This window comes from Streptomyces nodosus (assembly GCF_008704995.1).
GTDB classification, from domain to species: Bacteria; Actinomycetota; Actinomycetes; order Streptomycetales; family Streptomycetaceae; genus Streptomyces; species Streptomyces nodosus.
This window is the reverse complement of record NZ_CP023747.1, coordinates 1,776,282-1,801,411: the sequence shown is the minus strand read 5'-3', so window position 1 is coordinate 1,801,411 and position 25,130 is coordinate 1,776,282. Positions and strand designations below refer to the sequence as shown.

At 72.2% G+C, this 25,130-nt stretch carries 24 protein-coding genes; 13 read left to right on the top strand and 11 right to left on the bottom strand.

Going from position 1 to position 25,130, the window contains the following annotated elements:
• Positions 1-138 precede the first annotated feature (138 nt).
• Positions 139-945 (top strand): SGNH/GDSL hydrolase family protein, encoded by an 807-nt coding sequence (locus CP978_RS08220; protein WP_043438932.1) that lies wholly within the window; start codon positions 139-141, stop codon positions 943-945.
• A 449-nt stretch (positions 946-1,394) separates the two neighbouring features.
• Complete coding sequence (locus tag CP978_RS08215; RefSeq protein ID WP_043438929.1) at positions 1,395-1,664, top strand: hypothetical protein; 270 nt, start codon at positions 1,395-1,397, stop codon at positions 1,662-1,664.
• A 262-nt stretch (positions 1,665-1,926) separates the two neighbouring features.
• On the opposite strand, the gene CP978_RS08210 is transcribed toward CP978_RS08215, so the two are convergent.
• Together CP978_RS08210 and CP978_RS08205 are read right to left on the bottom strand one after the other, a co-directional pair.
• On the bottom strand, positions 1,927-2,748 hold the full coding sequence (locus CP978_RS08210) for an ABC transporter permease (protein WP_043438926.1): 822 nt from the start codon (positions 2,746-2,748) through the stop codon (positions 1,927-1,929).
• The gene (locus CP978_RS08205; RefSeq protein WP_043438925.1) at positions 2,745-3,701 is read right to left on the bottom strand and encodes a daunorubicin resistance protein DrrA family ABC transporter ATP-binding protein; all 957 of its coding nucleotides are present in this window, start codon (positions 3,699-3,701) and stop codon (positions 2,745-2,747) included. Before CP978_RS08205 ends, CP978_RS08210 begins: the two co-directional genes overlap by 4 nt.
• 63 nt (positions 3,702-3,764) lie before the next feature.
• Here CP978_RS08205 and CP978_RS08200 point away from each other — a divergent pair, with 63 nt between their 5' ends.
• The gene (locus tag CP978_RS08200; protein WP_079162054.1) at positions 3,765-4,553 is read left to right on the top strand and encodes a TetR/AcrR family transcriptional regulator; all 789 of its coding nucleotides are present in this window, start codon (positions 3,765-3,767) and stop codon (positions 4,551-4,553) included.
• Here the strand turns inward: CP978_RS08200 and CP978_RS08195 are convergent.
• From CP978_RS08195 to hmgA, 3 genes are read right to left on the bottom strand one after another with little or no spacing between them, the layout of a single operon-like run.
• Entirely contained in the window at positions 4,550-5,725 is a 1,176-nt protein-coding gene (locus CP978_RS08195) for a type ISP restriction/modification enzyme (protein ID WP_107070365.1), read from the bottom strand. The genes CP978_RS08200 and CP978_RS08195 overlap by 4 nt on opposite strands.
• A 13-nt stretch (positions 5,726-5,738) precedes the next feature.
• Positions 5,739-6,488 (bottom strand): GntR family transcriptional regulator, encoded by a 750-nt coding sequence (locus tag CP978_RS08190; protein WP_043438924.1) that lies wholly within the window; start codon positions 6,486-6,488, stop codon positions 5,739-5,741.
• Between the two features lie 27 nt (positions 6,489-6,515).
• Positions 6,516-7,856: a homogentisate 1,2-dioxygenase gene (hmgA, locus tag CP978_RS08185; RefSeq protein WP_043438923.1), complete on the bottom strand. Its 1,341-nt coding sequence runs from the start codon at positions 7,854-7,856 to the stop codon at positions 6,516-6,518.
• Between the two features lie 195 nt (positions 7,857-8,051).
• Here hmgA and CP978_RS08180 point away from each other — a divergent pair, with 195 nt between their 5' ends.
• The 4 genes from CP978_RS08180 to CP978_RS08165 all read left to right on the top strand — a co-directional run bounded on the left by CP978_RS08180 (position 8,052) and on the right by CP978_RS08165 (position 12,462).
• The gene (locus CP978_RS08180) at positions 8,052-8,579 is read left to right on the top strand and encodes a hypothetical protein (RefSeq protein ID WP_043438922.1); all 528 of its coding nucleotides are present in this window, start codon (positions 8,052-8,054) and stop codon (positions 8,577-8,579) included.
• Between the two features lie 148 nt (positions 8,580-8,727).
• Entirely contained in the window at positions 8,728-9,348 is a 621-nt protein-coding gene (locus tag CP978_RS08175; protein WP_043438920.1) for a TetR/AcrR family transcriptional regulator, read from the top strand.
• 221 nt (positions 9,349-9,569) lie between these two features.
• Positions 9,570-10,913 carry an ABC transporter ATP-binding protein gene (locus CP978_RS08170; RefSeq protein WP_043438919.1) on the top strand — a complete coding sequence of 448 codons (1,344 nt, stop codon included), beginning with the start codon at positions 9,570-9,572 and terminating at the stop codon, positions 10,911-10,913.
• A 151-nt stretch (positions 10,914-11,064) separates the two neighbouring features.
• Positions 11,065-12,462 (top strand): aldehyde dehydrogenase family protein, encoded by a 1,398-nt coding sequence (locus tag CP978_RS08165; RefSeq protein ID WP_043438917.1) that lies wholly within the window; start codon positions 11,065-11,067, stop codon positions 12,460-12,462.
• 49 nt (positions 12,463-12,511) lie between these two features.
• Here the strand turns inward: CP978_RS08165 and CP978_RS08160 are convergent, their stop codons facing one another.
• Positions 12,512-13,471: a DMT family transporter gene (locus tag CP978_RS08160; RefSeq protein WP_107070364.1), complete on the bottom strand. Its 960-nt coding sequence runs from the start codon at positions 13,469-13,471 to the stop codon at positions 12,512-12,514.
• Positions 13,472-13,606: 135 nt separating this feature from the next.
• Between CP978_RS08160 and CP978_RS08155 the strand changes: the two genes are divergently transcribed.
• A complete protein-coding gene (locus CP978_RS08155) occupies positions 13,607-13,894 on the top strand; it encodes a YiaA/YiaB family inner membrane protein (protein ID WP_043438913.1) in 288 nt (95 codons plus the stop codon).
• A 100-nt stretch (positions 13,895-13,994) separates the two neighbouring features.
• Positions 13,995-14,642 (top strand): TetR/AcrR family transcriptional regulator, encoded by a 648-nt coding sequence (locus tag CP978_RS08150; protein ID WP_043438910.1) that lies wholly within the window; start codon positions 13,995-13,997, stop codon positions 14,640-14,642.
• A 26-nt stretch (positions 14,643-14,668) separates the two neighbouring features.
• Here CP978_RS08150 and CP978_RS08145 read toward each other — a convergent pair whose 3' ends face one another.
• Complete coding sequence (locus tag CP978_RS08145) at positions 14,669-15,130, bottom strand: MaoC family dehydratase (protein ID WP_043438907.1); 462 nt, start codon at positions 15,128-15,130, stop codon at positions 14,669-14,671.
• A 113-nt stretch (positions 15,131-15,243) separates the two neighbouring features.
• On the opposite strand from CP978_RS08145, the gene soxR reads away from it, so the two are divergent.
• A complete protein-coding gene (soxR, locus tag CP978_RS08140; RefSeq protein WP_043438904.1) occupies positions 15,244-15,765 on the top strand; it encodes a redox-sensitive transcriptional activator SoxR in 522 nt (173 codons plus the stop codon).
• A gap of 204 nt (positions 15,766-15,969) precedes the next feature.
• On the opposite strand, the gene CP978_RS08135 is transcribed toward soxR, so the two are convergent.
• Positions 15,970-16,572: a hypothetical protein gene (locus CP978_RS08135; protein WP_150478169.1), complete on the bottom strand. Its 603-nt coding sequence runs from the start codon at positions 16,570-16,572 to the stop codon at positions 15,970-15,972.
• A gap of 315 nt (positions 16,573-16,887) precedes the next feature.
• On the opposite strand from CP978_RS08135, the gene CP978_RS08130 reads away from it, so the two are divergent.
• Positions 16,888-19,668, top strand: a complete 2,781-nt coding sequence (locus tag CP978_RS08130) for a penicillin acylase family protein (RefSeq protein WP_043438900.1) — start codon at positions 16,888-16,890, stop codon at positions 19,666-19,668.
• Here the strand turns inward: CP978_RS08130 and CP978_RS08125 are convergent, their stop codons facing one another.
• Positions 19,669-21,033 (bottom strand): serine/threonine protein kinase, encoded by a 1,365-nt coding sequence (locus tag CP978_RS08125; protein ID WP_043438898.1) that lies wholly within the window; start codon positions 21,031-21,033, stop codon positions 19,669-19,671. It abuts the gene before it with no gap.
• A 243-nt stretch (positions 21,034-21,276) separates the two neighbouring features.
• Here CP978_RS08125 and CP978_RS08120 point away from each other — a divergent pair, with 243 nt between their 5' ends.
• A complete protein-coding gene (locus tag CP978_RS08120) occupies positions 21,277-22,041 on the top strand; it encodes an SDR family oxidoreductase (RefSeq protein WP_150478168.1) in 765 nt (254 codons plus the stop codon).
• 136 nt (positions 22,042-22,177) lie between these two features.
• Positions 22,178-22,771: a TetR/AcrR family transcriptional regulator gene (locus CP978_RS08115; protein ID WP_043448278.1), complete on the top strand. Its 594-nt coding sequence runs from the start codon at positions 22,178-22,180 to the stop codon at positions 22,769-22,771.
• A 96-nt stretch (positions 22,772-22,867) separates the two neighbouring features.
• Here the strand turns inward: CP978_RS08115 and CP978_RS08110 are convergent, their stop codons facing one another.
• Positions 22,868-24,082, bottom strand: coding sequence for an acyl-CoA dehydrogenase family protein (locus CP978_RS08110; protein ID WP_043438895.1), 1,215 nt, complete (start codon positions 24,080-24,082; stop codon positions 22,868-22,870).
• Positions 24,083-24,088: 6 nt separating this feature from the next.
• Positions 24,089-25,111: a phosphotransferase family protein gene (locus CP978_RS08105; RefSeq protein ID WP_043438893.1), complete on the bottom strand. Its 1,023-nt coding sequence runs from the start codon at positions 25,109-25,111 to the stop codon at positions 24,089-24,091.
• Positions 25,112-25,130: the final 19 nt, after the last annotated feature.

The window sequence follows — 25,130 nt, the reverse complement described above, 5'->3', positions numbered from 1 at the left end:
CCGTCGTCCGCATGTCGAGGGGCATAACGAGGCGTCAGTGATCGGTGAATATTGAAACAGATTTGGCATGGACACTTCCAGTCAACACGCGTAGCTGCTACCACAGTTGTCGCAGAGATCCTGCTCAAGGGAGGTTCCATGAGACGTAACCGACTCGCGGCGTACCTGACTTCGCTCTTCCTTGCCGTCGGCATGGCCCTCACCGGGGCTGCCGCGGCGCACGCGTCCTCCGCCGCGGTCACCGGCTATGTGGCGCTCGGTGACTCCTATTCCTCCGGCGTCGGCGCCGGCAGCTACATCAGCTCCAGCGGCTCCTGCAACCGCAGCACCAAGGCCTACCCGTATCTGTGGCAGGCCGCCAAGGCCCCCGCCTCGTTCAGCTTCATGGCCTGCTCGGGCGCGATCACCACCGACGTGATCAACAACCAGCTCGGTGCCCTCAACTCCTCCACGAGCCTCGTCTCCATCAGCGTCGGCGGCAACGACGCCGGCTTCTCCGACGTCATGACGTCCTGTGTGCTGGACTCCGACAGCACCTGTCTGTCGCGGATCGCGACGGCCAGGGCGTTCATCGACTCGACCCTGCCCGGCCGGCTCGACGCCGTCTACTCGGCGATCAGGTCCAAGGCTCCCTCGGCCCGTGTGGTCGTCCTCGGCTACCCCCGCTTCTACAAGCTCGGCACCACGCTCTGCCTCGGCCTGTCCGAGACCAAGCGGTCGGCCATCAACGGCGCCGCCGACTACATGGACGCCGCCATCGCCAAGCGCGCCGCCGACCACGGCTTCACCTTCGGTGACGTGCGCACCACCTTCACCGGCCATGAGCTGTGCTCCGGGGACGCCTGGCTGCACAGTGTCAACCTGCTGAACATCACCGAGTCCTACCACCCGACCGCGGCCGGCCAGTCCGGCGGCTATCTGCCGGTCCTGACCAACGCGGCCTGACGGCCGCCGGTGCGCGAGGAGGCCCCGTCGCCGGGGCCTCCGTCCTTCCCGGTGGCGGAGAAGTCCCGTCCGGACCGGCGGGGTGCGCCGTCGACACCGCCGGTGGACCGGTGCACGGCCCGGCGGGCGCGTGCACCGGCTCCGGCTCATGCGCCCCCCTGTGCCCCCGTGCTCCCGTGGAACCCTCTCCGGGAGAACGGCCCTGGTCGCGAACGATCCGCACATCTGCGTGACATCACGCGCCGTAACCGTCGAGCGCGGCGTCGGCCCGGTGCACCCCGCCGACCAGCCGGTTGTCCAACTCGCCCTGCAATCCGACGGTTTCGGACCGTAGTCGTCAACCCCCTTATGGGGCAGGTGAATCCTGTCGCTGCGATACACGACTGCCATGAGGGGGCGATAGGGTTACTCTGCCCGGGCTGGGTGGACTCGTACGGGTGGGGAGTGACATGGAACAGATAACGGTGCACAGCAGGGCCAGGGTCCCTGCGATCATCTGTGGGAGCAGTGCGACCAGCAGGCGTCTGGACCGCCATCTCTCGGTGCTGGCGGGACCTGCCGTCCCGCAGCGTGAGGCGGCGGAGGCGACCTCGCTGATGCGCGAACTGATCGCACGCGACACCGCGCACGACGCCACCGGCAGGGGTGCCCGTATGCGCAAGGTCTCGCTCTTCGCGCCGCTGCGGCGGCTGCGCCGCTCGCTGTTCGGCGGGCGCTGAGCACCGGCGTTCCCCACGGCGCCCGCGACGCGGGCGTTCGGTCAGGACCCCGCGCTCTGACGCCACACCGCCCCGACGCGGCGCTGCGACCTCCTCACCCGTCACCCCCCTGGCACGCAGCACACACCGCAGCACTCCGGTGCGGCCCCCGAGCGCGGGCACATCCCCATCCCTGCCCCGTCCCCGTTCGGGGGCAAGGGGGCACCCTCCACCACCGATGCCCGGTCCCGCGCCGCTCGACGAGCGTGGTGCGGTGCCGCGTTCAGCGTCCGTCATGGGCGTACCGGCGCACGGCGAGCGGCAGGAACACCGCGAGCAGTGCCACGCTCCACAGCAGCGACCCGGCGACCGGATGGGCCACCGGCCAGGCGGCTCCCTCCGGCACTCCGGTGACGGGTGCGTCCCCCCGCGCGAGCGACGGCGAAGGCCCGGCGGCGAACAGCTCCCGCAGAGCCGTGGTCACCGCGCTGATCGGATTCCACTCGGCGACCGTGCGCAGCCACCCCGGCAGATTCTCCGTGGGGATGTAGGCATTGGACAGCAGCGGCAGGACGAAGGTCGCGCCGCCCAGCTGTCCTGCGGCCTCCTCACTGCGGGTGAGCAGCCCGAGGAAGATCCCGATCCAGGTGCAGGCGAACCGGAACAGCAGCAGCAGACCCACCGCGCCCAGCGCCCGGGGCACCGTCCCCTCGACCCGCCAGCCCATCGCGAGCCCCACCAGCAGCAAGGGGACCGTGCCCGCGGCCGTGACGACGAGATCGGCCACCGCCTGCCCCAGCGGTACGGCCGCCCGGCTCATCGGAAGCGTACGGAAGCGGTCCGTCACGCCCCGGTGGGAGTCCTGGGCCGACTGGAACATCCCGGTCATGATCCCGCCCGCGGCCGTCGCCGCCAGCAGCCCCGGCACCAGGAAGCTCCGGTACTCCTCGCCGGGCATGGCGACCGCGCTGCCGAAGACATAGCCGAAGAACAGCAGCATCGTCACCGGCATGGTCTGGCTGAGGACGGCGAGCCCGGGATTGTTGAGGATCCGGCGGAGATGGCGGCCGAACATCGCCGTGCCGTCGTACACCCATGCGCTCATGCCGCCGCCTCCCTGCTGTCGGTGAGGTCGCCCGTCAGTCTCAGGAACACCTCGTCGAGCGTGGCCGGCCGCAGGCTCGCGTCGAGCAACGGCACGCCCGCGGCGTCCAGTTCGCGGACCAGGCGCGGGAGGGTGAGGGTGGGGTCGGTGGTGACCGCGCCGACGGCGTTCCGCTCCCGGTCGAAGGACGGCTCGGTGCCGGTGAGCCGGTCCAGGACCGCCGCCGCGGCCATCATCGCGTCCGGGTGGGCGACGACGGCCTCGGCATGCCGGCCGATGAGCGCCTTCAGCTCGGCCGGCGACCCGCTGTGGGCCACCCGCCCCCGGTCGACGAGGACGATGTCGTCGGCGAGCCGGTCGGCCTCCTCCAGATACTGCGTGGTGAGCAGCACGGTCGTGCCCTGCTCCCGGACGGCGCGCACGGTGTCCCAGATCCGGTTGCGGCTCGCCGGGTCGAGCCCGGTGGTGGGCTCGTCCAGGAACAGCACGGCGGGGCGGCGGATCAGGCTCGCCGCGAGGTCGAGCCGGCGCCGCATCCCGCCCGAGTAGGTGGACACGGGCCGGTCGGCGGCCTCGGCCAGGTCCAGGTGGTCCAGCAGCTCGCCGGCCCGTGCCGCCGTGTCCCGGACCCGGTGCAGCCGCGCGAACAGCCGCAGATTCTGACGTCCGGTGAGGTCGTCGTCGACCGAGGAGCTCTGCCCGGTGACGCCGATCCCGGCGCGTACGGCATGGGGCTCCCGCAGCAGATCGTGCCCCGCGATCCGCGCCGAGCCCGCGTCCGGCCGCAGCAGCGTCGTCAGCAACCGCACCGCGGTGGTCTTGCCCGCGCCGTTCGGCCCGAGCACCCCGCAGACCGTGCCCTCGGCCACCGCGAGATCCAGCCCCCGGACGGCATGCACCGCGCCGAAACGCTTCTCCAGTCCCTCACTGAGTACAGCGTACGTAGAAGTCATGGGGTGACCATAGCGCACTGCGTACGGCGTACGTAACTACGATGGTGATCGAGGTGATGACCGATGGCGGGCCGGGCGACCGAACCCGAAGTGATCTGGAGCCGGCCCGAGCGCGCGGGCCGGGGGCCGAGACCGGCGTACAGCCGTGCCGACATCGCCGCCGCCGCGGTGCGGATCGCCGACGCGGAGGGGCTCGACGCGGTCTCGATGCGGCGGGTGGCGGCCGAGCTGGGCTGCGGCACCATGTCGCTCTACAACTACGTCCCCCGCAAGGAGGACCTGCTGGAGCTGATGGTGGACGCCGTCGGCGGGGAGCACGAGCTGTGGGAGCCCTCCGGCGACTGGCGTGCCGACATGGTCCGGGTCGCCCACCAGACCAGGGATCTGATGCGCCGCCACCCCTGGCTGCCGCGTCTGATGTCCGGGCTGCACGGCTTCAGCCCCCGTGCGCTCCGCTATCTGGAGCACTGTCTGGTCTGCCTCGACCCGCTCGACGCGGCCCCCGGTACCAAGCTGGAGCTGGTGGCGATGCTCAACGGCGTGGTCACCATGTATGTGGCCAACGAGCTGGCCGTCGCGGAGCGTGTCCGGTCGCTGCCCTGGTCGGAGGAGCAGGAGAACGCCGTCCGGTTCGCCTATCTGGCGGGCCGGATCGCCACGGGCGCATACCCCCGGATGGCGGCGGCCCTCGCGCAGGACTCGGGACCGGTCGATCTCGAAGCGGCGTTCGGGCGGACGCTGGGGCGGTTGCTGGACGGGTTCGAACCCCGGGGCCGCAACGACGCGGCGAACGGCGGCGCCGGGCCGGTAGGTCGGGATCGGCCCCACCCCGACCCGGACGAAGGAGCCTAGAGCAGCGCGAACTGGCCCTCGGGGCCCTCCTCATGGTGGTCGAGGACCGAGGCCGGGCGGCGCATCGCCGCAGGCGGGGGAAGGATCCCCGCGGTGTGCAGCTCGGCGGCCGTGACGGGGGCGGTCATCTCCAACGCCTCCTGCCGCGGGCGCACTTCCGCGAGCAGGGCGAGGACCGTGATCAGCTCCAGCAGCTCGGACGTCCAGGACTGCGGCCAGGCGGCCGGGCGGATCGCCTCCAGGGTGCCGGCGGCGGCCTCGGCGGTCCGGGCGGTGAACCACTCCTCGAGGACCCGGGCCCCGCTCACCTCGAAGTCCCAGGCCAGGGGCGGCACCGGGGAGATCCGGCCCTCGTCGAGGTGGAGGGTCTCCTCGGCACGGTCGTAGTGGAGGGCGCGGGGGCGTGCGGGCACCGGGGCGCGGACATAGGGGCGCCGTCCGCCGGGGAGCTTGGGGCGCTCGCCGTCGCGGCGCATCAGCCGGAGCAGCCGGCGGCCCATTTCGACTCCGTGCGCCCAGAGCCCGGCGTCCCCGGTGAGCGGGCCGGCGAGTCCGCCGGGCCCGGGGCGGGCCGCGGCCAGGCTCCAGGCGAGGACGTCCAAGGGTGTGACGGCCAGGCCCAGCCGGGCGCCCAGATGCTCCGGCAGGCCCGGTGCCAGATTGGGTTCGGCGCCGCCGGGGCGGCGGTACAGCGGGCGGATCCGGCCGGTCCTCAGCAGGGGCGGCAGCGACGACACCAGCAGCGGCGGGCCCGAGGAGCCGGGTGCGGCGGCCGTCTCCACCACGAAGACCTGCTGCCCGTCCGCCACCCGCCACAACTCCGGTCGGGCCACATCGATCAGCCGGTGATCGGGGATCAGCCACCGCTCGTCGAACGGCGCGTACAGCACCCGTACCGGCTCCGCGCAGGGGCCCGGGGCGCGGACCAGCTTCCCGGTGCCGCCGGACCGGCCGGGCAGCTGCCCGACTGCCGAGTGCAGGGTGCGGGAGCGCGTCGGCTCGAACAGCGCCTCCCGCTCCGGCCCCTCCGCCGTCACTAGGGCGTCCCAGCGTGCCCTGAGCGAGGCCGCGTCGGGCGCCGACGGCCAGGCCCGGCCCGGCCGCAGGGGTGCGACGGACCACGGCATGAGGTCCGCGAGCAGCGGAGCGTCGTCCTGCGTCACGCCGGGCATCGTACTGACGCGGTCAGGTGGCTTCGAGGGTGACGGTGAAGGAGAACCGGTCCCCGCGATAGTGGATCACCGCCACGTCGAGCGGCCGCCCCTCGGTGTCATAGGTGATGCCCGTGTAGTGCAGGATCGGGCTGAGCAGCGGGACTTCGAGCAGCCGCGCCGTCTCCGGGTCCGCGAGCCGTGCCTGCACCGTGTCGGTGATACGACTGATCTCCACCCCCACCACGTCCCGCAGCACCTTGGTCATCGGCCACCGCACCAGATCCTCCTGGTCGAAGCGCTCGGCCAGCTCCGGACGGACGTAGTTGCGGGCGTGGTTGGTCGGCTCGCCGGTCTTCTCGTCGCTGCGCAGCCGGTGGTACGCCGCGACCTCGGCGAGATCCGGGAAGTACTCGGCGAGATCGGACGGCACCGGCACCCTGCCGTGGTCCAGCAGCTCGGTCGTCATCCCGGACTGCTGGGCCACGATGGCGTCCACCGAGCCCAGCAGCCGTACCGGGGCACCCCTGCGCACCCCCGGCTCGATGAAGGTGCCGCGCCGGCGGTGGCGTGAGATGAGCCCCTCGCCCTCCAGCTCCTTCAGCGCCTGCCGCATGGTCAGCACGCTCACCCCGTAGTGCCCCGCCAGCTGCTCCTCGGTGGGCAGACGCAGCGGATCCCGCGGCGAGCGGCCCAGTATCGAGGCGCGCAGAGACTGGGACACCTGGTACCAGAGCGGCAGCTTGCGGTTCAGGACGATCGAGTCGGGGGCAAAGGAGGTCACGGGGCTATCCGTACCGGTCGGGACGGCTCAACGCAACGGGCGGAAGTGACGTTCCAGGCCCTGCCACACCCCGTCGTACCCGCGTTGCAGATGTTCCGCGCCCGCCGCGTGCGGTGTCAGGGTCACCGGCCAGCGGGTCTCGAACATGAACGCGAGCCCGTCGTCCACCTTCTGCGGCGCGAGCTCCGCGGCGCTCGCCCGGTCGAAGGTCTCCCGGTCCGGGCCGTGCGCCGACATCATGTTGTGCAGCGAACCCCCGCCCGGCACGAAGCCCTCCGCCTTGGCGTCGTAGGCGCCCTCGACGAGACCCATGTACTCGCTCATCACATTGCGGTGGAAGTACGGCGGCCGGAAGGTGTCCTCGCCCACCAGCCAGCGCGGCGCGAACACCACGAAGTCGATGCCCGCCAGTCCGGGGGTGTCGCTCGGCGAGGTCAGCACCGTGAAGATCGACGGGTCCGGGTGGTCGTAGCTGATGGTGCCGATCACATTGAAGCGCCGGAGGTCATAGACATAGGGCACATGGTTGCCGTGCCAGGCGACCACATCCAGCGGGGAGTGGTCGTAGGTCGCCGTCCAGAGGTTGCCGCAGAACTTGTTGACCACCTCGACGGGGCCCTCGACGTCCTGGTACGCGGCGACCGGCGCCCGGAAGTCACGGGCGTGGGCCAGCCCGTTGGCGCCGATCGGGCCGAGGTCGGGCAGCCGGAAGGGGGCGCCGTAGTTCTCGCAGACATAACCGCGGGCGGCCGGCGCCCGGCCGCCGTCGTCGGCGGAGTCCAGGAGCTCGACGCGGAAGCGGACCCCGCGCGGGATCAGCGCCACCTCCGAGGGCGCCACGCGCAGCAGCCCGAACTCGGTGTGCAGCAGCAGCGCGCCGCGCTCGGGCACGATCAGCAGTTCGCCGTCGGCATTGCTGAAGACCCGCTCCATGGAGGTGTCGGCGTGGTACAGATGCACCGCCATACCGGTGCGCTGGGCCGCGTCGCCGTTGCCGCCGAGGGTCCACAGGCCCCCGAGGAAGTCCGTCCCGGCCGGGGGCTCGGGCAGCGGGTTCCAGCGCAGCCGGTTGGGGTCGGGCACCGTCTCCGTGAACGGCGCCGTGCGGATCGCGCCGTTGTCCGTACGGGTGAACGCCGGGTGGGCGGCCGAGGGGCGGATGCGGTAGAGCCAGGAGCGCCGGTTGTGGGCCCTCGGCTCGGTGAACGCCGTACCGCTCAGCTGCTCCGCGTACAGCCCGAGCGGCGCGCGCTGCGGTGAGTTCCGGCCCTCGGGCAGCGCGCCCGGCACCGCTTCCGAGCTGTGCTCGTTGCCGAAACCGGAGAGATACGACAACCCCTCCGCTGTCTTCCTCGCGTCCCCGCTCATCACCGCTCCCTGGTCGCCGATTCCTATGGGTCACCGTAGGATTCGGGGATCGGCTGCGCAAGGGGGAGATCAGCCAGGAAGGGGGCGCGGGGGAGCGGACACCTCCACGCGTAGGCGGCAAGGGGGACGGACGGACGGCGAGAACCAGCCTTGAGGGGGATTCGGCCGACGCAAGGGTGCCCTACGCTCCCAGGCATGTCGTGGATGCGCGGACTGCTCGCCGTGCTCGTGGCGGGCGCCCTGCTCGGCGGCTCGACGGGCTGCGGCTCCGGCGGTGGGCACGAGCAGCGGGGCGGGGTGACGGCCTCGCCGGTGGGCAAGGTGCTGGCCGGCACGGACGAGGAGGGGCGGCACTACCGTGAGGTGGACAGGAAGGACGCGCCCGAGGTGGCGGTGGAGGTCCAGCCGGGCGCCCGGGACGACTGGCAGGTGCGGCTGACCGTCCGCAACTTCCGCCTCTCGCCCGCCGGTACACCCCCGGCGGCCGTGACCGGCCACGGCGTCGTACGGCTCTTCCTCGACGGCCGCCCCCTCATCTGGCTGCGGACCACCGAGTACCGGCTTCCCGGGGAGCTGATCCCGCGGGGCACCCACCAGCTGACGGCCCGGCTCCATGCGGACGACCGGACGGTGTGGGCGGTACAGGGCAAGCCGGTCGAGAGCACCGCGGACATCACGGCCTCGGCGGCGGAGGGCACGGCGAACCCGGGCGGGACGGGCTGAGCCGGGGGCCGACACGGGCCGGCGACCGGGCTCGGAGGCGCTGGCCCGCCTGAGGGCGGGCCGGTCCCGTCGGCCGGGCGATGAGTGCTGGGGCCTCCGGCTTCCGTATAGGTGAGGGAAGTTCACCGTCCCCCCGGCGGAAGGCGTCATGAAACCCGTGCACCACGCGACAACGCTGCGCCGCGCGCCCGTCCAGCGCCGCAGCGCCGAACGACTGACCAGGATCCTGGACGCCTGCGCCGACCTGCTCGACGAGATCGGCTACGACGCCCTGAGCACCCGGGACGTGGCCCAGCGCGCCGGAGTGCCCATCGGCTCCGTGTACCGCTTCTTCGGCAACAAGAGGGCGATGGCCGACGCCCTCGCCGAACGCAATCTGGAGCGCTATCTCGAGCGCGTCGGCCGCCGGCTTGCGGACACCGGGCGCGAGGGCGGCTGGCGCGCGGCCACCGACGCGATGCTCGACGAGTACCTGGACATGAAGCGCACGGCACCCGGCTTCTCCCTCATCGACTTCGGCAACCAGATCCCGGTCGGCGCCCGCCGCGCCGAACCCAACCACCGGGTCGCCGCCCGTCTGACGGACCTGCTGTCCGGGTATCTCGACCGGGAGCCGGACGACGATCTGCGCCGCCGGTTCCTGATCGCGGTGGAAACCGCCGACACCCTGGTCCACCTGGCCTTCCGGATGGACCCGGCCGGGGACGAGAAGATCGTCGGGGAGACGCGGGGCCTGCTGCGGACCTATCTGGAGAGCGCCCTCGACTGAGGACGACCGGAGCTCCCCGGCGCCCGCGCGGGACACCGGACCGGTGCAGAATCGGAGCGTCCGTTTTCTCATCGGTCGAGACCGGACGTCCGATCCCGTCACTTCTCTTCCCCCAAGGGTGTGACGTCCGTTAACTTCCGTGACTCAGCGTCCCGTACGACCCGCACGGGACCAGTCGACCACGGGGCACCGGTGGGTCCCGTGCGTCCCCGGGGGCAGTCATGACGCGCACCATCTCGCTGAATCAGGTCAGCAAGTCGTACACCCGCGGTGTGCGCGTGGTGGAGCGGCTTTCACTGGACATCCGGCCCGGCGAGTTCCTCGTCCTCCTCGGCCCCTCGGGCTGCGGAAAGTCGACCGTCCTCAGGATGATCGCCGGGCTCGAGGACGTGACCGAGGGAGAGATCCGCCTCGACGGGGAGTACGCCAACGATCTGCCGCCCTCCGCCCGGGACATGGCCATGGTCTTCCAGAACTTCGCCCTGTACCCGAACATGACCAGCCGCGACAACATCGGCTTCCCCCTGCGCATCGAGAACCCCGGCGGGGACCCCCGCCCCCGGGTGGACGCGACGGCCCGCAGACTCGGCATCGAGGACCTGCTGGGCCGCTTCCCCGCCCAGCTCTCCGGCGGCGAACGGCAGCGCGTCGCCATGGGACGCGCGATCGCCCGCCACCCCTCGGCCTTTCTGATGGACGAGCCGTTGTCCAACCTCGACGCCAAGCTCCGCAACCATCTGCGGGCGGAGATCTCCAGCCTCACCCGGGACCTCGGCGTCACCACCGTGTATGTCACCCACGACCAGTCCGAGGCCATGTCGCTCGGCGACCGGGTCGCCGTGCTGCGCGGCGGGGTGCTCCAGCAGCTCGCCGGTCCCCGCGCGGTCTACCGGCTGCCGGAGAACGTCTTCGTCGCCGCCTTCATCGGCACCCCGCGCATCAATCTGCTGCGCGGGACGGTCCGCGCCCCGCTCGACGGAGCGATGTCGATCAGCCTGGGCCGCCAGTATCTGCGACTGCCCGAACCCCTTTCCTCGGACCACCAGTTGCTCCGCGTGCAGCAGGGCCGCGAAGTGATCGTCGGGCTGCGCTCGGAGGCGGTGCGCATCGCCTCGCCCGCCGCGGCACGGCCCCGGGAGGTGGCGATCAGCGGCCTGGTCGCGCATGTGGAGTTCCAGGGGCACGAGGTCCTGGTCCACTTCAACACGGGCTCGCGGCCCGCGGTCGTACCGGAGCTGGAGGCGCCGCGCCCGGCCAGGCCCGTCCGTCGCCGCCGCCGCGACGGCGGCGTCCTGGACCGGCTGCGGGAGCGCACCGGCACCCTGCGGGCCGGGCCGGTCGTGGTCCTGGAGCATCCCACGGACGAGGGCCCCGACCCTGAAGAACCCAGGTCCGAGGCGCCCCGGCTTCCCGGTGATCTCGTCGTCCGTACGACCCCGGACATGGCGCTGCGCCCGGGCATGCATGTCCCGCTCCTGGTCGACCTCGCCCATCTCTTCGTCTTCGACCGGAGCGGTCAGCGCGTCTGCCCGGCGCCGCAGTATCTGCCCGGACTGGACGAATGAGCGGGAGCAGGGCGTTCCCGGTCCTCTGGCGCCCCACAACCGACCTCGCTAGTTTGGGAAGTGATCGCCGGGAATCACGTGATCACCAGAAATCAGGGGGGGTGACCGCCTGACGGGCGCGCACCACGCCGCCCGGGCTCGGAGGACGACCATGAAGGCACATGACGGCATGTACATCGACGGCGCCTGGCGCCCCGCGGCCGGGCCGGACACCATCGAGGTGGTGAACCCCGCCGACGAAGAGGTCGTCGGCCGGGTCCCGGCGGGCACCGCCGAGGACGTCGACGCCGCCGTCCGCGCCGCTCGGGCCGCCCTCCCGGGCTGGGCCGCCACCCCGCCCGCGGAACGGGCCGTCCGGCTCACCGCCCTGCGGGACGTGCTGGTCGCCCGCAAGGACGAGATCGCCGAGATCATCACGGCCGAGCTGGGTGCCCCGCCGGCGTTCTCCCAGGCGGTCCAGGTGGGCATGCCGATCCTGGTGGCGGGCTCGTACGCCCGGCTGGCCGAGACGCACCCCTTCCAGGAGCGGGTCGGCAACTCCACCGTCTACCAGGAGCCCGTCGGAGTGGTGGGCGCGATCACCCCCTGGAACTATCCGCTCCACCAGATCGTCGCCAAGGTCGCCCCGGCCCTGGCGGCGGGCTGCACCGTCGTCCTCAAGCCCGCCGAGGACACCCCGCTGACCGCCCAGCTCTTCGCGGAGGCCGTCGACGAGGCGGGCGTACCGGCCGGGGTGTTCAACCTCGTCACCGGACTCGGCCCGGTGGCGGGCCAGGCGCTCGCCGAACACCACGGGGTCGACCTGGTCTCCTTCACCGGCTCCACGGCGGTGGGCCGGCAGATCGGCGCCACGGCGGGCGCGGCCGTGAAGCGGGTCGCCCTGGAGCTGGGGGGCAAGTCCGCCAATGTCATCCTGCCCGGCGCCGACCTGGCCGAGGCGGTCAAGGTGGGCGTCGCCAACGTGATGGCCAACTCCGGCCAGACGTGCAGCGCATGGACGCGGATGCTGGTGCACCGGGACCACTACGAGGAGGCGGTCGGCCTCGCCGCCGAGGCCGCGGCCGCATACGGCGACCGCATCGGCCCGCTGGTGAACGCCAAGCAGCGGACCCGGGTGAAGGGCTATATCGACAAGGGCCTGGCGGAGGGCGCGCGCCTGGTCGAGGGCGGCCCCGAAGCACCCCGCGAGAAGGGCTACTTCGTGCGGCCCACCGTCTTCGCCGAGGTGACCCCGGAGATGACGATCGCCCAGGAGGAGATCTTCGGCCCGGTGCTCTCCGTCCTGCGGTACGAGGACGAGGAGGACGCCCTGCGCATCGCCAACGGCACAGTGTACGGACTGGCCGGCGCCGTCTGGGCGGCCGACGACGCGGAGGCCGTCGCGTTCGCGCGGAGACTGGACACCGGACAGGTCGACATCAACGGCGGACGCTTCAACCCGTTCGCCCCGTTCGGCGGTTACAAGCAGTCCGGGGTGGGCCGCGAGCTCGGGGCGCACGGGCTGGCCGAGTATCTGCAGACCAAGTCCCTCCAGTTCCAGGAGAGCTGAGCGCGCGGTCGTCGTACCCCCCTCCGCCGGAGACCACCGGCAACGGTCTTCAGTCCGAGGCCGGCTCGGGCTCCGGCTCGGGGCGCACGACGGCCGCCCCGCGCGGCGGCGAGAGACGCGGCCGGGACCGCGAGACCGCCACACCCGCCAGGCACAGCACGCCGCCCCCGAGCGTCACCAGGCCCGGTACCTCGCCGAGGAACAGCCATGACATCAGGACGACCAGCGCGGGCACGGCGTAGGTCGTGGCGCCCATCCGGCTCGCGGTCGTACGGGCCAGCGCGTACGCCCAGGTCGTGAAGGCCAGCGCGGTCGGGAAGACCCCCAGATAGACCATGTTGAGCGTCGCGGTCACCGGGGCGTCGGCCGCGTCCTGGACCAGCCGTCCGGCGAACGGCAGACAGGCGACCGCCCCGATCAGACAGCCGAACGTCGTTACCTGGAGCGCGCTCGCGGTGGCCAGCGCGGGCTTCTGCGCGACGACCCCGCCCGCGTACGCACCCGCGGCCAGCAGACAGAGCACCACCCCGAGCACGGACGAGCCGCCCCCGCCCGACATCGACAGCCCGACCGCCACCGCCCCCGCGAAGGACACCGCCATTCCCGCGAGCAGCCGCGGCGGCATGGCGTCGCCGAGCAGCCGGGAACCCAGCAGCGCGATCAGGATCGGTCCTATGTTGACGACCAGCGCCGCGGTCCCGGCGTCCACCTGCTGCTCGCCCCAGTTGAGGACCACCATGTACACCCCGAACCACAGCACCCCGGACACCGCGATCCCGCGCCAGGCGGCACGCGGCGGAAGCCCCTCCCGCCGCACGGCCCACAGGACCCCGAGCGCCAGCGCCCCCGTGAGCAGCCGTCCGAGCGCCAGCGCACCCGGCGAGTAAGCGGCCCCCGCGCTGCGGATCGAGACAAAGGCGGAGGCCCACAGCACCACGGTGACCGTGACCGCGCCCGCGGCCTGCCAGGGGGCGCGGTGACCCGGACGGGACGGCGAGTCGTTCATCATGCTCCAGAGGTCGGAAGTGCCTCCAGGATGCGGCATGAAGGTTTCGGCGCCCGCCCGGGGCGGTGCGCGTCTGAGTACCCGGCTGAGTAGCGCGACGGATGCGGCCCGCGCCCCCCGACCCGGACCCTGGACCCCATGAACGAGACTCCGGTCAGACAGCAGAACACGGCCGCCTACTACGGCCAGGCCGTCGCGTCCTTCGCCGTCGCCCTGGTGGCCACCGCCGTCGGGATCCTCCGGCTGGAGGCCGACACCTGGGTGCGGGCCTTCCTGGGGATCGCCGTCCTCTACCTGGTGACCTCCGCCTTCACCCTGGCCAAGGTGGTCCGGGACCGGCAGGAGGCCGGTCAGCTGGTCAGCCGCGTCGACCAGGCGCGGCTGGAGAAGCTGCTCGCCGAACACGACCCCTTCGAGAAGCTCTGATTCGAGAGGCTCTGAAGGGAAGCGGGCACTCCAAGCCGCTCTAAGCGCTCGCTCACCGTCGGAGGTATGGTGTGCGTCCTGGCGGTGGAAGGGGCGAGCGATGAGTACGGCGGAGGAGACGGCCGACGGCGGAACGCAGCCGTGGGCGGAGGTCACCCCCGAGGCGGCCCGGCGGCTGTTGCTCGCCGCCGTGGAGGCCTTCGCCGAACGCGGCTACCACGCCACGACGACGCGCGACATCGCGGGCCGCGCCGGTATGAGCCCGGCCGCGCTCTACATCCACTACAAGACCAAGGAAGAGCTGCTCCACCGCATCAGCAGGATCGGGCACGAGAAGGCGCTCGACGTCCTGCGCACGGCGGCCCGGGGCGAGGGCACCGCCGCCGAGCGGCTCGCCGACGCGGTGTCCTCCTTCGTCCGCTGGCACGCCGGGCAGCACACCGTGGCGCGGGTCGTGCAGTACGAGCTGGACGCGCTCGGTCCCGAGTCGCGCGCTGAGATCGTCGCACTGCGCCGGCAGGTCGACGCCGAGGTGCGCGGGATCATCGAGGACGGGGTGGCGGCGGGCGAGTTCGATGTGCCCGATGTGCGCGGGACCACCCTCGCCGTGCTCTCCCTGTGCATCGATGTGGCCCGCTGGTTCAGGGCCGAAGGCCCCCGTACGCCGGACGAGGTGGGCGCGCTCTACGCCGGCCTCGTGCTGCGGATGGTGGAGGCCCGTACCGAGGCCCCGGGTGCTGTCGGCTGACCCGACTCCCGAGGGCGCCCCGGCGCTCAGAGGTAGTAGCGCGCCACCGACTCGGCCACACACACCGGCTTGTCGCCGCCCTCGCGCTCCACGGTGAAGGCGACCGCCAGCTGCACCCCGCCCGGCACGTCCTCGACGCCGGTGATCACCGCGGTGGCGCGCAGCCGGGAGCCCACCGGGACGGGCGCGGGGAAACGCACCTTGTTCGTCCCGTAGTTGAGGCCCATCCGCACGTTCTCGACCTTGATCAGCTGCGGCCCGAAGAGCGGCAGCAAGGACAGGGTGAGATAGCCGTGCGCGACGGTCCTGCCGAAGGGGCCCGAGGCCGCCTTCCCTGGGTCCACATGGATCCACTGGTGGTCGCCGGTGGCGTCCGCGAACAGATCGATCCGCTTCTGGTCGATCTCCACCCAGTCGGTGTACCCCAACTGCTCGCCCACCGCCGCCCTCAGCTCGTCGACGGAGGTGAAGATCCTCGGCTCTGCCATGGTCCCGGCCTTTCGCATCACGAAGCCAGCGTTCTAAGCGACTGCTTAGCATGGTCGGATCCGGGTCCCCTGTCAACGGACCCGGCCGGAACGCGGTGGGTAGGCTCTGAGGGGTGCCCCAGATCCCCGAGACGATCCATGAGCTCTCCGTCGGTCAGCTGTCCGCCCGCAGCGGAGCCGCCGTCTCCGCCCTGCACTTCTACGAGTCCAAGGGGCTGATCAGCAGCCGCCGCACCTCGGGCAACCAGCGCCGCTATCAGCGTGACGCACTGCGCCGGGTCGCCTTTGTGCGCGCCGCGCAGCGGGTCGGCATCCCACTGGCCGTGATCCGCGAGGCGCTCGCCGAACTCCCCGAGGAACGGACCCCGACCCGGGCGGACTGGGCCCGGCTCTCCGAGGCCTGGCGCTCCGAACTCGACGAGCGCATCACCCAGCTGAGCCGGCTCCGGGACCATCTCACGGACTGCATCGGCTGCGGCTGTCTCTCCCTGGAGACCTGTGTGCTCTCCAACCCCGACGACGTCTTCGGCGAACGCCACTCGGGTTCGCGCCTGATGGTGGAGCGGGGGAGCAACCGGACGGCGGACGGTTCCGGCGGCCGGACGCAGGAGCGGAAACCGGAGGGGTGCTGCTAGTGCTGTGGCAGGCGCGGCTGTCGTACGGCCCCGCGTAGCGCCGTGCGTCCGGCCGCGGGGTCGGCGGGTGACGGGCCCGCGGGCTCGGGCGTGCCGGGTCACCGCGCCCCGCCGCCGCTCCCGGCGGCCGTGGCGGGCACCGCCGCCGACGGGGGCGCGGCAGCCTCGGCGCACCCCCGGGCCCCGGGCCTCCGGGCCCGGTCGTCAGGCGGACACCAGCATCCGCGCCCGCCGGGCCCCGGCCAGGGCCGCGGGGGTCAGCGCCGGCGTCGGCACCACGATGCCGCAGCCCGTGCAGACCGGGCCCGAGGAGGGTGCGTGGGCCAGGTCGCACCGCCACACCAGGCGCTCGTCGGCGCACACCGGGCAGGCCGAGCCGGGCTCGCGCTCCAGCGCGGCGATGAGCCGGCGCAGCACCTCCGCCAGCGGCTGGTCGGGGTGGAGGCGCGGGTCGTCGCACCAGACCACCCCGAACCCGCCCCAGGTCAGCCGGCGCCAGTCGTCCACACTGCCCGGCCTGCGCAGCCCGTCGTGCTTCTCCCTCCTGCGGCGCTGAGTGAACACGGCCTCGTGCGCCAGCCAGACGGACCGGGCCTCCTCCAGTTCGTCCAGTGCGGCCACGAGCCGCGCCGGGTCGGGGGAGCGGTCCTCGGGACCGAAACCGGCCCGGGAGCACAGATGGTCCCAGGTCGCCCGGTGCCCATAAGGGGCGAACTTTTCCAGACACTTGCGCAGTGAATAGCGGCGCAGCGCCAGATCGCACCTGGGATCGCGCACCTGTCTCGCCAGACTCCGGAAACCGGCCATCGCCCTGCACCTCCGTCACACCTGCACCTGTACTGCGGTCACTTCGGCGTCGTCGTAGGGACCTCGCCGAATAGACGTATCGACAAGCGATTCGGCTCCATCCGTTGTCCGATGACCTCCATTTGTCACCTCCGAACGGTTCTTTGCCGTCTCCTTCATGCCGTCGGTCGCCCGTCGAGAGCCCCACGTCGGCGCAGTGGCCCCGCCTGCCCCTCGGGAATCCCCGGCGGCCCCCCGGAAGTTGACTCACGCTTATGTTCAATCCGGGGAATACCGGCGGTAACATCCCGCCCATCATCGTCCGGAGGAGCAGCCATGCCACGGCGCACCCCACGCAGCACCCTCGACAGACTGAGAACTCCCGGCAGATTCCCCAAGTTCCTCAAGACCGCGGCGATATGCGCGCTCGTCGCCGGTCTGCTGTCCCCGACGGCCGCGGGCACCGCCCAGGCGGCCACGCCCGACGACCACTGCGGCGGCCGGTGTTCGGACATCCTCCCGCCCGGCGAGAACGGCAACGCCACCCTCGCCGAGATCCTCCTCAACCAGCTCTTCGGCACCCAGCCCGCCCACGCCGAGGATCAGCTCGGCCCCTACGCCGACCTCGCCGGCGGGTACTCCGCGCTCACCGACGCGAAGATCAACAACTTCTTCGACGACGCGTCGTTCGGGGTCCCTTCCGGCCAGGTGGCCTCCACCGAGAAACCCGCGGGCCGGGGCGATGTGACCATCGTCCGGGACAAGAAGAGGGGGGTGCCGCACATCACCGGCACCACCCGCTACGGAACCGAGTTCGGAGCCGGTTACGCCGCCGCCGAGGACCGGCTGTGGCTGATGGACGTCTTCCGGCACGTAGGACGCGGCGGGCTCACCCCCTTCGCGGGCGGAGCCGCCGCCAACCAGGGCCTGGAGCAGGAGTTCTGGCGCAACGCGCCCTACACCGAGGCCGATCTCCAGGCCCAGATCGACCATGTCGCGGCCGGCGCGGGTGACCGGGGCCGGCAGGCCCTGGACGATGTGAACGCCTATCTGGACGGCATCAACGCCTATATCGACGCCTCCGACCGCGGCCGCTACTTCCCCGGCGAGTACGTCCTGACCGGCCACAAGGACTCCATCACCAACGCCGGCACCATCGACCACTTCAAGGTCACCGACCTGGTGGCGCTCGCCTCGGTCGTCGGCTCCCTCTTCGGCTCGGGCGGCGGCGGAGAGGTCGAGAACGCGGTCTCCCTGCTCGCCGCCCAGTCGAAGTACGGAGTGGCGGAGGGCACCGAGGTCTGGGAGTCCTTCCGGGAGCGCAACGACCCGGAGGCGGTGCTCACCGTCCACGACGGCGAGAGCTTCCCCTACGCGTCCAGGCCCGACGACCCGAAGGGCGCCGCGCTGCCCGACGCCGGTTCGGTCACCCGGGAACCACTGGTGTACGACCGCACCGGCAGCGCCACCGCCTCCGCCGCCACCGCCGCCTCCGCCACGGCCGCGACGACGGCCCTCGGCTCGGCCCGGCGGGGCATGTCCAACGCCCTGGTGGTCAGCGGGAAGCACACCGCGAGCGGCCATCCGATCGCCGTCTTCGGGCCGCAGACCGGCTACTTCGCGCCCCAGCTGCTGATGCTCCAGGAGATCCAGGGGCCCGGCATCAGCGCCCGTGGCGCCTCCTTCGCGGGCCTGAGCATGTATGTCGAACTGGGCCGCGGCCAGGACTACTCATGGAGCGCCACCACCTCCGGCCAGGACATCATCGACACCTATGCGGTCGAGCTGTGCCAGGACGACCACCACTACCTTCTCCACGGCACCTGCACCGCGATGGAGAAGGTCGAACAGAAGAACTCCTGGACGCCGAGCGTCGCCGACGGCACCGCGGCCGGCTCCTACACCATGCGGGCCTGGCGCACCGCGTACGGGCCGGTGGAGTACCGCGCCACGGTCGGCGGCACCAAGGTCGCCTACACCACCCTGCGCTCGTCCTATCTGCACGAGGCCGACTCGATCGTCGGCTTCCAGATGCTGAACGACCCCGACTACGTCAAGGGGCCCGAGGACTTCCAGAGCGCGGCCCAGCACATCAACTTCACCTTCAACTGGTTCTACGCCGACTCCCGGCACACCGCGTACTACAACAGCGGCGACAACCCGGTGCGCGCGAGCGGCGTCGACGCCGAGTTCCCGGTGTGGGCGCGGCCGGCGTACGAGTGGAGGAACTGGGACCCGGCGACCAATACCGCCGACTACACCCCGGCCTCCCAGCACCCGAACTCCCTCGACCAGGACTACTACATCTCCTGGAACAACAAGCAGGCCAAGGACTACACCACCGCGTCCTGGGGCGACGGTTCGGTCCATCGCGGCGATCTGCTGGAGGACCGGGTGAAGAGACTGGTGACGGCCGGCGGGGTGACCAGGTCGGCGCTGGTGAAGGCCATGGCGGACGCGGCCCTCGCCGATCTGCGGGCCGAGGACGTGCTGCCGAAGCTGCTGAAGGTCGTCACCAGCTCGCCGGTCACGGACTCCACGGCCGCGGCGGCGGTGAGCAAGCTGTCCGCCTGGGTGTCGGCGGGCGCCAGGCGCACCGAGACCTCGGCCGGTTCGAAGAAGTACGCCGACGCCGACGCGATCCGCATCCTGGACGCCTGGTGGCCGCTGCTGGTGAAGGCAGAGTTCCAACCCGGTCTGGGCGGCGACCTGTACACGGCGTTCACCGCGAACCTCCCGGTCGACGAATCCCCCTCGGCCGGACACGGGCCGACCGGATCGCACGCCGGAAGCTCCTTCCAGTACGGCTGGTGGAGCTATGTCGACAAGGACATCCGGGCGGTGCTGGGTGAGCCGGTGCAGGGCCCCCTGGCCCGGACCTACTGCGGCGGAGGGAACCTCGCCTCCTGCCGGGACATCCTGATCGGCACGCTGAAGCAGGCCGCCGGCGCCACCGCGTCCCAGGTCTACCCCGGCGACGACCAGTGCTCGGCGGGTGACCAGTGGTGCGCCGACTCGATCGTCCAGCGCACCCTGGGAGGCATCAAGCACGGCAAGATCGGCTGGCAGAACCGGCCGACGTACCAGCAGGTGGTGGAGTACACCTCACACCGGTAGTCAACCGCCCGCGGCGGCGGGCCGGTCCACCCGGCCCGCCGTCAGCACCAGCTGTGCCAGCTCCCGGTGGAGGATGTCGCTGTGGGCGCCGGCGGGCGGGCCGCCGCGGCGGACCACGGCGGAGGCGTCGACGTTCACACAGCCCGACGCCGGCAGCCCCGCGCTCAGCGCGTCGGCGAGGGTGACCTCCCGGGTGCCGTCCACCGCCTGCACCCCGTCGTGCCCCAGCGCGCCCCAGCGCGGCCCCAGGAGGAGGCCGACGCCCACGTCCTCCGCGCGGCCGGGAAGCTCCCCGGCCACCGACCGGTCGTCCCCCACCACCCTCGACGCCAGCGGATACAGCGTGCCGAGCGCCGAGTCGAAACGGGAGTGGCAGCACACCAGGGGGCCGTCGACGCGCCGCTGCCGCCCGGCGAGAACGCCGCCCGCACCCGGGTCCCGGGGCAGCCGGGCCGCGAACGCGTAGTGCGAGAAGGCACCCTGGAGCAGCGTCACGGACTTCACCGTGCGCACTCCGTCCGGCAGCCCGCGCAGCGCGAAGGACACCAGCCGCGCGCCGAAGCTGTGGCCCACCAGATGCACCCGCACCCCGGGAGCGGCCTGCGCCAGCCGACCGAGCACCGGCCCCAGCCCCCGCTCCCCGACGGCCCCCGCGCGCCGTTTCATGGCGTAGTACGTGGCCTGCCGCAGCAGTTCGCGTGCCCCGTCCCACAGTCCCTTCGGGGTGAGCGAGAACTCCTCCGTGCCCCTTCCCGCCACCTGCTCCAGGGCCCCCGCGAAGTCCCGGCACACCCGGGCCGTCTCCCCGCGGAGCATCTCGGGGCCGGTGGCCGCCGCACCCGGCACCCGGGTGTCCTCGGTGCACCGGGCCTGCGGCCCCCGCACGGGCACCTCCACCAACTCCCGCACCAGCCGCCCGAACTCCTCCAGCGAGGCGCCGTCGTCCGGCTGCCGTTCCAGCAGCCGGGCGATCCGGTCCAGCACGGTCGCGCGGTCCGGGAACACCCGGAGCAGGGCCTGCCGGCTGCTGTCGTCCAGCCGTGGGGACGCCGGGGCGCCGGCCGCGAGTGACGGGGGGAAGTCGGGGATCGGCTCGTCCGCGAACATCATCGACGGCCAGATCACGCCCGCGTAACCCAGTTGTGCCGCCGGGGCCAGCGAGGGGACCGGCGCGAAGAAGCGGTCGTAGAGCAGGGTCGCGCCGGAGCGGTCGTCGTTCCAGCCATGGGCGAAGAGCAGCAGGTCCCGTACCCCTCGTCGGCTCACCTCCGTGAGCAGCCGGTCCCGTTCGGGGCCGTCCACGTCCCCGTCCGCGTCGAAGGTCAGCTCCCAGTAGGGACTCACGCTGATCGCCGGTACCGCCATGACGGGCCCCCTTCGCCCGGGGAACGAGTGCGCCGTGGGCGTATCGTCCTGCTCATGGCGAAGGTTGGCCATACGTCATGACACGTCCGTCCGCAGAAGCGGGCGCGCGTGCTCCGCGAGCGGGGCGGTCGGGGCCGTGCGGGACGCCGGACAGATCCTTCCCCCGCCACATACCGACCGGTTAGTCTGCGGTGTCAGCGGAGCCGGGAAAGCGTCATGCCGACATCGAAGGGGACAGGGCCGATGGTGGAAGCCGTGCAGGGTGCCGGAGTGGTCGTCACCGGAGCGGGAGGCGGCATCGGGGCGGCGCTGGCCCGCCGCTTCGCCGCCGAGGGAGCCCGGGTCGTCGTCAACGACCTGGACGCCGGCCGGGCCCGGGCCGTGGCCGACGAGATCGGCGGCATCCCCGTCCCCGGCGACGCCTCCACGACCGTGACCGAGGCGCGGGACGCCCTCGGCGGCACGGTCGACATCTACTGCGCCAACGCGGGCATCGGCTCCGCCGGCACCGAGGCCGCCGACGAGGAGGTGTGGGAGCGGACCTGGGACGTGAATGTGATGGCGCATGTCCGCGCCGCCCGCGCCCTGCTGCCCGACTGGCTGGAACGCGGCGCGGGCCGTTTCGTCTCCACCGTCTCCGCCGCCGGACTGCTCACCATGATCGGCGCCGCCCCCTACAGCGTCACCAAGCACGGGGCCTACGCCTTCGCCGAATGGCTCTCCCTGACCTACCGGCACCGCGGGCTGAAGGTCCATGCGATCTGCCCCCAGGGCGTCCGCACCGATCTGCTGACCGCCTCCGGAAGCGCCGGCGAACTGGTGCTGGTACCGACCGCGATCGAGCCCGAGGACGTCGCCGACGCGCTCTTCAAGGGCATCGAGGAGGACCGGTTCCTGATCCTGCCGCACCCCGAGGTCGCCGCGTACTACCGGGCACGCGCCGGTGAGCCGGACCGCTGGCTGACGACCATGAACCAGATCCAGCGCAGCTGGGAGGCCGGCCGGTGACCCCTCCCACGGCGCCCGCCCGGTCCGCCGGGGACGGCGAGTGGGAGGATCCTGCGTCGGGGAACGCGTTCCCGGCCGGCGGACGAGCCGGTGGACCTCATCGCCGGCGGACCTCGAGGAAAGGCAGGTGGCGGCAGTGCCCAGAACGACGGACGGGGACGGTACGCCCGTCCCGCAGCGGCTGCTGGCCGCCGCCACCCGGCTCTTCGCCGACCGGGGGTACGACCGCACCTCCGTGCAGGAGATCGTGGAGGCGGCCGGCGTCACCAAGGGGGCGCTGTACCACTACTTCGGCTCCAAGGACGATCTGCTGCACGAGGTGTACGCGCGGGTGCTGCGCGTCCAGCAGGAACGTCTGGACGCCTTCGCGGACGCCGACGAGCCGGTGGAGAAGCGACTGCGGGACGCCGCCGCGGACGTCGTCGTCACCACGATCGAGAACCTCGACGATGCCATGATCTTCTTCCGGTCCATGCACCATCTCGGCCCGGAGAAGAGCAAGCAGGTACGCGCCGCCCGGCGGCACTACCACGAACGGTTCCGCGCCCTGATCGAGGAGGGCCAGGAGGCGGGGGTGTTCTCCACCGCCACCCCCGCCGACCTGGTCGTCGACTACCACTTCGGCTCGGTGCACCATCTGTCGACCTGGTACCGCCCCGACGGCACGCTCAGCCCCCAGCAGGTCGCCGACCATCTCGCGGACCTGCTGCTGAGGGCGCTGCGGCCCTAGCGCCCCCGACGGCCACCGGGGCAGGGCGGGACCGGCCGGGGGCGACCCCTCTCCGCGGTCGCCCCCCGGCCATGGCTCACCGGTATGGCCCCGGTGTCACCGGTACTTCCTCAGCTCCCGCCGCGCCAGCGACCGCTGGTGCACCTCGTCCGGACCGTCCGCGAGCCTCAACGTCCGGGCCGCCGCCCAGAGTTCGGCCAGCGGGAAGTCCTGGCCCACCCCGCCCGCGCCGTGCAACTGCACCGCCTTGTCGATGATGTCGACGACCGTGCGCGGAGTGGCGATCTTGATCGCCTGGATCTCGGTGTGCGCGCCCTTGTTCCCGACCGTGTCCATCAGCCACGCCGTCTTCAGCACCAGCAGCCGCAGCTGCTCCACGGCGACCCGCGCGTCCGCGATCCAGTTGTGCACGACGCCCTGCTGGGCCAGGGGCTTGCCGAACGCCGTCCGGGCCACCGCCCGCTCACACATCAGCTCGATCGCCCGCTCCGCCATACCGATCAGCCGCATGCAGTGATGGATACGGCCGGGACCCAGCCGGGCCTGGGCGATGGCGAAGCCGCCGCCCTCCTCGCCGATCAGATGGGACACCGGCACCCGCGCCCGGTCGAAGACCACCTCGGCGTGGCCGCCGTGCCAGTGGTCCTCGTAGCCGTAGACCTGCATGGCGCGGCGGACCCGGACGCCCGGGGTGTCACGCGGGACCAGCACCATGGACTGCTGACGGCGGATGTCGGGCCCGTCCGGGTCCGTCTTGCCCATCACGATGAAGATCCGGCAGTCCGGGTTCATCGCCCCGGAGATGTACCACTTGCGGCCGGTGACGACATAGTCGTCGCCGTCGCGCTCGATACGGGTGGTGATGTTGGTGGCGTCCGAGGAGGCCACCTCGGGCTCGGTCATCGCGAACGCCGAGCGGATCTCCCCGGCGAGCAGCGGTTCCAGCCACTGCTTCTGCTGCCGCTCGTCCCCGAACTGCGCCAGCACCTCCATGTTGCCCGTGTCGGGCGCCGCGCAGTTCAGCGCGGTCGGCGCCAGCTGCGGGGAGCGGCCGGTGATCTCGGCGAGCGGGGCGTACTGGAGGTTGGTGAGCCCGGCACCGTACACGGAGTCCGGCAGGAAGAGGTTCCACAGACCCTGCCGGCGTGCCTCGGCCTTCAGCTCCTCCACCACCGCGGGGGTGTCCCACGGCGAGGCCAGCCGTGCCCGCTGCTCCCGGGCGAGGGCCTCCGCCGGGTGGACGTAGTCGTCCATGAAGGCCAGCAGCCGGGCGCGCAGTTCCTCGGTGCGCGCGTCGAAAGCGAAGTCCATGGCGGATCAGCCCTCCTCGAGGGTGGTCAGTCCGTGCTCGATGAAGACCGGCACCAGATCGCCGATGCGGTCGAAACCGGCACCGACCGTCCGGCCGAGTGTGTAGCGGTAGTGGATGCCCTCGAGGATCACGGCGAGCTTGAACCAGGCGAAGGCCGTGTACCAGGAGACGGCGCTCAGATCGCGCCCCGAGCGGGCGGCGTACCGCTCCAGCAGCTCGGTGACGTCCGGGTGCCCCGGGGCCGAGGCCGTGGTGGAGACGGGGGAGTCCGGCAGGGCGAGCGGCACGCTGTACATCGCCAGCAGCCCCACATCGGTGAGCGGGTCGCCGAGCGTGGACATCTCCCAGTCCAGGACGGCGTTGATCCGGTCGTCGTCGCCGAGCAGCACATTGTCCAGGCGGTAGTCGCCGTGGACGACGGTCGGCTGCGGGGAGGCGGGGAGCATCCGGCCGAGCGCCGCGTGCAACTCGTCCACGCCGGGCAGTTCACGGCTGCGGGAGGCGTCCAGCTGTTTGCCCCAGCGGCGCAGCTGGCGGTCGAGGAAGCCCTCGGGGCGGCCGAAGCCGGCGAGGCCCAGCCCGGCGGGGTCGGCCGCGTGCAGCTCGACCAGGGTGTCCACCAGAGCGAGCACCGCCTCCCGGGTGCGCCCCGGGCCGAGCGCGGCCAGCTGCTCGGCGGTGCGGTAGGGGGTGCCCTCGACGAAGTCCATCACATAGAAGGGGGCGCCCAGGACCGACTCGTCCTCGCACAGCAGGATCGGGCGGGGCACCGGCACGGCCGTCGGGTGCAGCGCGCTGATCACCCGGTGTTCGCGCCTCATGTCGTGCGCGGTGGCCAGGACATGCCCGAGCGGGGGACGGCGCACGACCCACCGCGCGGTGCCGTCCGACACGGCGTAGGTGAGGTTGGACCTCCCGCCCTCGATCAGCCGGCCCGTCAGGGGACCGGTGACCAGTCCGGGCCGCTCGGCGTCCAGCAGGCCGTGCAGCCGGTCGAGGTCGAGACCCGGTGGGTGGTCTGGGCTCATCGTTTCTCCTCCACGCATG